The organism is Verrucomicrobiia bacterium, assembly GCA_035495615.1.
GTDB lineage: Bacteria > Omnitrophota > Omnitrophia > Omnitrophales > Aquincolibacteriaceae > DATJFP01.
This window is the reverse complement of the sequence record DATJFP010000045.1, coordinates 1-6,437: the sequence shown is the minus strand read 5'-3', so window position 1 is coordinate 6,437 and position 6,437 is coordinate 1. Positions and strand designations below refer to the sequence as shown.

The following is a 6,437-nucleotide window of genomic DNA, read 5'->3' as shown; positions in this document are numbered from 1 at the left end:
AGGACTTGCCTCACCGGAACGTTCCCGCTTTCCCGAAACCGCCGATCCAGTGGATTTCTTCCGGCGTCATCTCATAGAACCGGAAATCCGGAAGCTGGAAGAACATTTCCGAGCGGGGAAAAAGCTGGAGGTATTCTTTTTTGAGGGAGGCGAAAAACGCGGCGTCTGCCACACGGGCAACCTTGCCTTGCAGGCTCATGCGCCGCGTCTCATGCACGGGCACACCCTCCTTTTTCTCGAGGATGAGCAGGCTTGCCTGCGACGAGCGCGCGAGGTTTTTGGAATGCCGGGCCAAATCGCTGAGCAGAAGATAAAGACGTCCTAATCCCCCCTCGGGAGCCGGGCGGTAAACGTAACCCACAGCCGAGACATAAGGCTTCCCGTCTTCGACCGTGCCCAGGCTGGCTTCGTGTTCCGCGCACAAAATCGAAAGCGCTTCTTCGGGAGCATTCATGCGCGGCCGTCCAGCCGGAGCCACCGGGCTTCTTCGTAAGGCGGAAGATCTTCCACGGGCTCGACGCCCACGATTTCGCCGGCTTCGAAGTCCATGGCCTCGCGGTCGTAGATTCCCAGGATCTCCGAGGCATTCAAGACAAAAACGTGGGGGATTTTTCTTCCGTCCGAAAGAACGGCGGTCACGATGTGGCCCTGCGGAAGAGTCTGCGGGATATCTTTGAGCCGGCTTTTCACGGCGGGAGCAAGAAGCCTCCTGCTTTTTTCCACAAAGCCCGTGCGGAATTTCGGGCCGGTGTGCGTCTGCCGCGCCACGGCTTCTTTCAGGATGAGGTCGGCCTTGCGGTACATGAAGACAAGAAGAGGCATCACCGCCAGCATCCACGTGCCGAGCACGGCTTTGAGCCACGTGACATCCAAGCCCTGGGCCGAGATCGCGGCCGAACGTCTCCACGACCAAAAGATGCAGCTTGCGATGAGGAAGGCGATGAGCAGCGACATGGCGCCCAGCCACGCATCCACGGCCTTTTCCTGATCCTGATTCAGGCGCTTCCAGATCCGTTCTTTTTTGCGCATGAAAGGAACGACGAGCAGAAACCAGGAACCGAAAACCGCGGCCGCCCAGGTCATCGTCAGCTCTTCCCCGCGCACCTGGCCGAAAAAACGCGTCAGGAACCAGGTCCACAGCCCGCCGGCTGCGGCAAGCGAGCCCGCGAACCACAGGATCCATCCTAGCCAGAATCCGAATTGAAACGGATCTTTTTGCGGCGCTTGGCGCATGCTGCCTCCGTTAAAGTCGGTAAAGCATCCAGTAGATGATGACGCCGGTCACGGAAACGTAAAGCCAGAGCGGAAACGTGACGCGGGCGACGCGGCTGTGCTTGACGAAATTTCCGGTCAGCCCGAGATAGAGAGAGCGAATGACCAGCGGGAGGATCGTGATCGCGAGGATTGTATGCGAAATCAGGATGCCGAAATAAACCGTGCGCATCGGGCCCGTGCCTTTGTAGGGTTCGGAACCATGATGCGCGTGATAATAAATATAACAGCCGAGAAACAGGATCGTAGTGCAGCACGCGGCCACCATGCACATGGCATGCGCTTTCATGGCCCTCTGACGGATAAACGCATAGCCAAGCAAAAGCAGAAGCCCGCTCGTGGCATTCAGCGAGGCGTTCAGCGGGGGGAACTTGGAAAGGTCCATAGTCAGCCGTTTTTCAAAAGCTGGCGCGCGTCGCGCAGGAGATTCTTGAAGGATTGCGGGTCCATGCCGTCGTAATAGCCGCGCACCCGCGCCGCGCGGTCGACCAAGGCGAATTTGGTGCTGTGCGTGACCGATTGATCCGGCGCCTCGCGTTCTTCCGGCGGAACGTCCGCGACGCCCAGATAAAAATGGCGCATGGAAAGGTCATGCAGGGTTTTTTTGTCGCCGGTGAGAAAATGCCAGGACGGACCGGCCGCGAAGCGGCCCGCGTAATTGGCCAGCACTTCTGGCGAGTCACGCTCCGGATCCACGGTAAAAGAAACCAGGGCGAGATCCGGATGCCGAAGCCCGTCCTGCAGCCGCTTCATCTGATTGGTCATGACCGGGCACGGACCCGCGCAGCGCGTGAAAATAAAATCCGCGATCCAGACTTTCCCGAGAAGCGCTTCCCTGCCGAAAGAATTGCCCTGCTGGTCGGTCAGCGTGAAATCCGTGATTTCCTGGTAAACGGGAAGGGCCTTGAACACGCTGTCCGCGGTCTTTTGCATCCAGCCGCGGGTCAGAAGGAAGGTCGAGATTACGGCCAGCGGCAAAAGAAAAACCGCGGCCATGAAACGCCGCATCACGAAAGGAGACGGCCTCACGGCAGACTTTCCGCGGTACGCTTGGAAGCCGCGAGCGTGGCCGCCGCGTAAAGAAGCACGCCGAAACCCGCGGTGATCGCCACAGAAACGCCATAAGACGGGAGCGATCCAAGGCCGGGCGCCCCTTGGTAAAGAGAATAGCGCAGCGCGGCCATGCCGTAAGTCAGCGGATTAAGCTTCATGACAAATTGCAGCCACACGGGTGCGCCATCCGCGGGAAAAAGCGCGCCGGACAGCAGCCAGAGCGGCATGAGGAAAAGATTCATGATCGCATGGAAGCCTTGGATCGACTGCATGCGCCAGGCAATGATGAAGCCCAGGCCCGTCATAGAAAAGGCGGTGAGAACAAGAACGGGAAAAACTTCGAGCCAGCCGCCGAGGCTGAGGCGCACGCCGATGAAAGGCGCGATCAAAAGAAAAAGCACGCCCTGCGCCACGGCAAGGCTTGTCCCGCCCAGGATTTTTCCCAGCACCATGCTGCCGCGGGAAACGGGCGCCACGAGCACCGACTGCATGAAGCCTTCACGCCGGTCTTCGATGAGCGAGATCGTGGAAAAAATGGCGGTGAAAAGAAGGATCATGAGAATAGTACCCGGGAAAAAATATTCCAGGTAATTCTGCGCGGCGCGCGCGCCCGTGGCGCTGGAAGCCCGGAACGACGTGCCGATGCCCGAGCCGATGAGCACCCAAAAAAGCAGCGGGGACGCCAGCGCGCCCACCACGCGGCTGGGCTGGCGGTAAAAGCGCTTCATCTCGCGCCACCAAAGCGATAACACGGCAAGGATCTCGTTATTTTTTCCCATGGGTTTCCTTTTCGGGCACTTCGTTCCAGAAGCGGTGCCCGGTGCTGTGCACGAAAACGTCTTCGAGCGTAGGCTTACGGAACGTGACCGATTCCAGCCGGCCGGGAAACGCCTCGACCAGCGACGTGACAAAACGCGCACCCTGTTCGTGTTCGATCAAAAGCTCCTGGTCCATGACGCGGCACGTCACGGAAAAGCGCGCGCGGATCTGGTCCGCAAGCGCGGCAAGGTCAGGCCCGCGCACGACGAGCACGTCGCCGCCGATTTCCTGCCGCAAGGCCTGCGGCGTGCCGAGCCGGATGATCTGCCCGAGGTTCAGGATGGCAATGCGGTCGCAATGTTCGGCCTCTTCCATGAGATGCGTCGTGACCAGCACCGTGACGCCCGCGTCGCGAAGCCGGCGGAGATACTGCCACAAATCAATGCGCGCGCCCGGATCAAGGCCCGTCGAAGGCTCGTCCAGCAAAACGATTTCCGGGTCATGCAAAAGGCCCTTGGCCAATTCCACGCGGCGCTTCATGCCGCCCGAGAGCCGGAAAACAGCTTCTGAGGCACGGTCGCGAAGGCCGACCTGGTCGAGCATCTTGTCGCAGCGCCGCTTGAGCTCCGCGCCGCAAAAACCGTAGAGTAGCGCCTGATGCACGAGGTTTTCCCGCACCGTGAGCTTAGCGTCGAGGCTCGGTGCCTGGAACACGACGCCGATCTTCTGCCGGACCGCGGCGTAATCTTTGGCCAGCGAATGGCCCAGCACCACGGCATCGCCGGACGAGGGCGGGAACAGCGTGGACAAAATCCTGAAAAGCGTGGTCTTGCCCGAGCCGTTCGGGCCGAGCATGCCGAAGATCTCGCCTTTACGGACCTCGAAGCTTACGCCTTTCAAGGCCTCGCGCGAGCGGTAAGCATGCCGGAGGTCCCGCACGCTGACCGCGCTCTGTTCCATGTGAGTTTTTCCCGCTTCCGGGTTTTCCTGCGTCAGTTTCATGCTTTGTCGATGACCATCATGAGAAGTAAAAGAGACAGATAAAAAATCGAGGTTGCGAAAAGAAGGCGCGCCTTGGCTCCGAGATTCTGCAGGCTCGCGATGCTGATGCCCAGGAATACGCCTCCCAGGAGAAATGCCGCGACAAAATAAAAAATCCCGGTCATGCCGCAAAGCGTGGGCAAAAGGCTGACGGGCAAAAGCATGGCCGAATAAAGCACTGCCTGTTTGGCAACGCGCTGGCCGTCCGGGTCTTCAACCGAAAGCATGACAAAACCCGCCTTGCGGTATTCCTCGCGATAAAACCACGCGATCGCCAGAAAGTGCGGAAGCTGCCACAGGAACATGATCGAAAAAAGCACCCAGGCCTCGAATGGCAATTCTCCCGACGCACCGGCCCAGCCGATGAGCGGCGGAACCGCGCCCGGAAAGGCGCCCGCCACCGTATTCAAAGAAGTGACCCGCTTGAGCGGCGTGTAAAAAAACAGGTAGCTGAAAAGCGTGACCGCGGCCAGGAAAACGCTGAGCGGATGCGACGTCAGCGCGAGATAAATCAGCCCCGTGGCGGCGAGGAGACTTCCGGTCACGAGCGCATGCAGGGGCTTCACGCGCCGCGAAGGGATCGGGCGTCCGGCCGTGCGCGCCATGATCGCGTCATAATCCCGCTCCATCCACTGGTTCAGCGCAAGCGAGCCCGCGGCCACGAAACCGGTGCCCGCGATCAAATGAAAAAAGGGCAGCACCGGGAACGGCCCGGACGAGGCCAGGAAAAAGCCCACCGCCGTGCTGAGGAGGACCAGCGCCACGAGCCGCGGCTTGGTCAGCTCGAAAAAATCCGCGAAGCGCGAGAGCAGGACGGATTTCGCGCCGGAGCCCGGATCTGATTTTTTAACCGCGAAGGTCATCAGGACATCACCTTGTTTAAAGAACCGGCTTCCTGCCGCTCCCCGCGGGCTCTCGCGCCCGGCACCGGAAAGGCCGCGGCGCAGACAAGGGCGCACAATCCGAGGATTAAAGCGCCCGTGATCTGATGCGCGGAGGTGAAAGCCACCTGCGCCGCCGAAGGCGCGTAATTTTTTTCGAGCATGAATTTGAAAATGAAAGAGCCCATGCCTAAGAAAAACTGCACGGCGGTAAGGACACCCATGGCGACAGCCGGCCCCGCAAGGTCTTTGCGGTCCGCGTGAAAACGCATGACACGCACGAGCAAGAGGGCCACGTGGACGACCACAAGAAAAGCATTCGCGATGTGGAAAGGGGCGGCGTGCCCGGTATGGCGCACCGTGGCGCCCAGGATAAGCTGCAGGTAGAGAAAGCCGAACGTCATGAGGGCGAGGCGGCTGAGGCGCCGCGACTCGGGCGTGCGTTCCTCTTTGCGGTCCGAAGCAAAAGGGCTCGAATAATAAGCGAGAAGGGTTACGGCGCAGAAAAAAGTCTGTCCCAGGCAGGCATGCGAGATTGAAACTGCAGGCGGCAAAAGGAGCAGGACCGTGATGCCTCCGAGGACCGCCTGCAGGATCACCATGCCGAACGCGATCCAGGCAAGCTTGCGCAGCCAGGGCCGTTCTTCGCGGAGCTGAACCGTGACCGCGGTCGTCAGCGTGAGAAGCGCTACGAATCCGGCAATCATGCGATGGCCGTGCTCCCAGAAAATATTGCCGACCATGGGCGGCATGAACCTTCCGTAAGACAGCGGCCAATCCGGGACCGCGAGGCCCGCTTCATGGCTTGTGACGAGACCGCCGGCCAGGAGGAGAAAGAAAACGCAGGCCGCGAGAAAAAGCGTCAAAGGATAATGTCGAGATTCAGCTTCGCGCATGGACCGTTCTTTTTGGCTTAGAGAAGGGACCCTGGATCAGGGACGAGGGGGTATTCTACTCTTTTTCGGGCCGCAATAAAAGGGGCTCGGAAAGGACTTAATTCATCTCGTTAATGCCGACGATACGGTCGAAAAGCGAGCCCAGGTAAGACTTTCCATTTAGAGTAAGGTCGGAAACCACGACCTGGTTGATGCGATTCTTGGCATCCGACTTCATGTCGTAGCGCTCGGCCCAGGTCGAGTGGATGACATAGAAGTTGCCGTTCACTTCACCGAGGTAAAGCATCATGTGCGCGGGCATTTTGATCAGCGTCATGCCGGGGGCCGAGGAGCGGAGGGCCTGGATCTTGGCCTGCGCGTCTTTGTAAGGCGTGAATGCACTGATCTGCGTTCCGATGATGGACTGATACTTGGAATCGCGCGGGATTTCCGCGCCCAAACTGAGAAACACGTCGTGCGTGAAGCCCGAGCAGTCCCGGCCGTTGTACTGCCCGCCCCATCCGTAGCGCGCACCCAGCAGCTTGAAAGCCTGGCG

The 6,437-nt window shown here is 59.7% G+C and carries 9 protein-coding genes; all 9 read right to left on the bottom strand.

What is annotated here, in order from left to right:
• Positions 1-10 precede the first annotated feature (10 nt).
• Positions 11-454, bottom strand: coding sequence for a pyridoxamine 5'-phosphate oxidase family protein (locus tag VL688_06180; GenBank protein ID HTL47636.1), 444 nt, complete (start codon positions 452-454; stop codon positions 11-13).
• On the bottom strand, positions 451-1,233 hold the full coding sequence (locus VL688_06175) for a hypothetical protein (protein ID HTL47635.1): 783 nt from the start codon (positions 1,231-1,233) through the stop codon (positions 451-453). Before VL688_06175 ends, VL688_06180 begins: the two co-directional genes overlap by 4 nt.
• 10 nt (positions 1,234-1,243) lie before the next feature.
• A complete protein-coding gene (locus VL688_06170; GenBank protein ID HTL47634.1) occupies positions 1,244-1,657 on the bottom strand; it encodes a DUF420 domain-containing protein in 414 nt (137 codons plus the stop codon).
• A 2-nt stretch (positions 1,658-1,659) separates the two neighbouring features.
• Positions 1,660-2,301, bottom strand: coding sequence for an SCO family protein (locus tag VL688_06165; GenBank protein HTL47633.1), 642 nt, complete (start codon positions 2,299-2,301; stop codon positions 1,660-1,662).
• The gene (locus VL688_06160) at positions 2,298-3,104 is read right to left on the bottom strand and encodes an ABC transporter permease (GenBank protein ID HTL47632.1); all 807 of its coding nucleotides are present in this window, start codon (positions 3,102-3,104) and stop codon (positions 2,298-2,300) included. Before VL688_06160 ends, VL688_06165 begins: the two co-directional genes overlap by 4 nt.
• On the bottom strand, positions 3,091-4,086 hold the full coding sequence (locus tag VL688_06155) for an ABC transporter ATP-binding protein (protein ID HTL47631.1): 996 nt from the start codon (positions 4,084-4,086) through the stop codon (positions 3,091-3,093). Before VL688_06155 ends, VL688_06160 begins: the two co-directional genes overlap by 14 nt.
• The gene (gene cyoE, locus VL688_06150; protein ID HTL47630.1) at positions 4,083-4,988 is read right to left on the bottom strand and encodes a heme o synthase; all 906 of its coding nucleotides are present in this window, start codon (positions 4,986-4,988) and stop codon (positions 4,083-4,085) included. The genes VL688_06155 and cyoE overlap by 4 nt, the downstream gene beginning before the upstream one ends.
• Positions 4,988-5,902, bottom strand: coding sequence for a COX15/CtaA family protein (locus VL688_06145; protein HTL47629.1), 915 nt, complete (start codon positions 5,900-5,902; stop codon positions 4,988-4,990). The genes cyoE and VL688_06145 overlap by 1 nt, the downstream gene beginning before the upstream one ends.
• A gap of 97 nt (positions 5,903-5,999) precedes the next feature.
• Positions 6,000-6,437 (bottom strand): NlpC/P60 family protein (locus VL688_06140; GenBank protein HTL47628.1); only part of this gene is annotated, 438 nt, incomplete at its 5' end.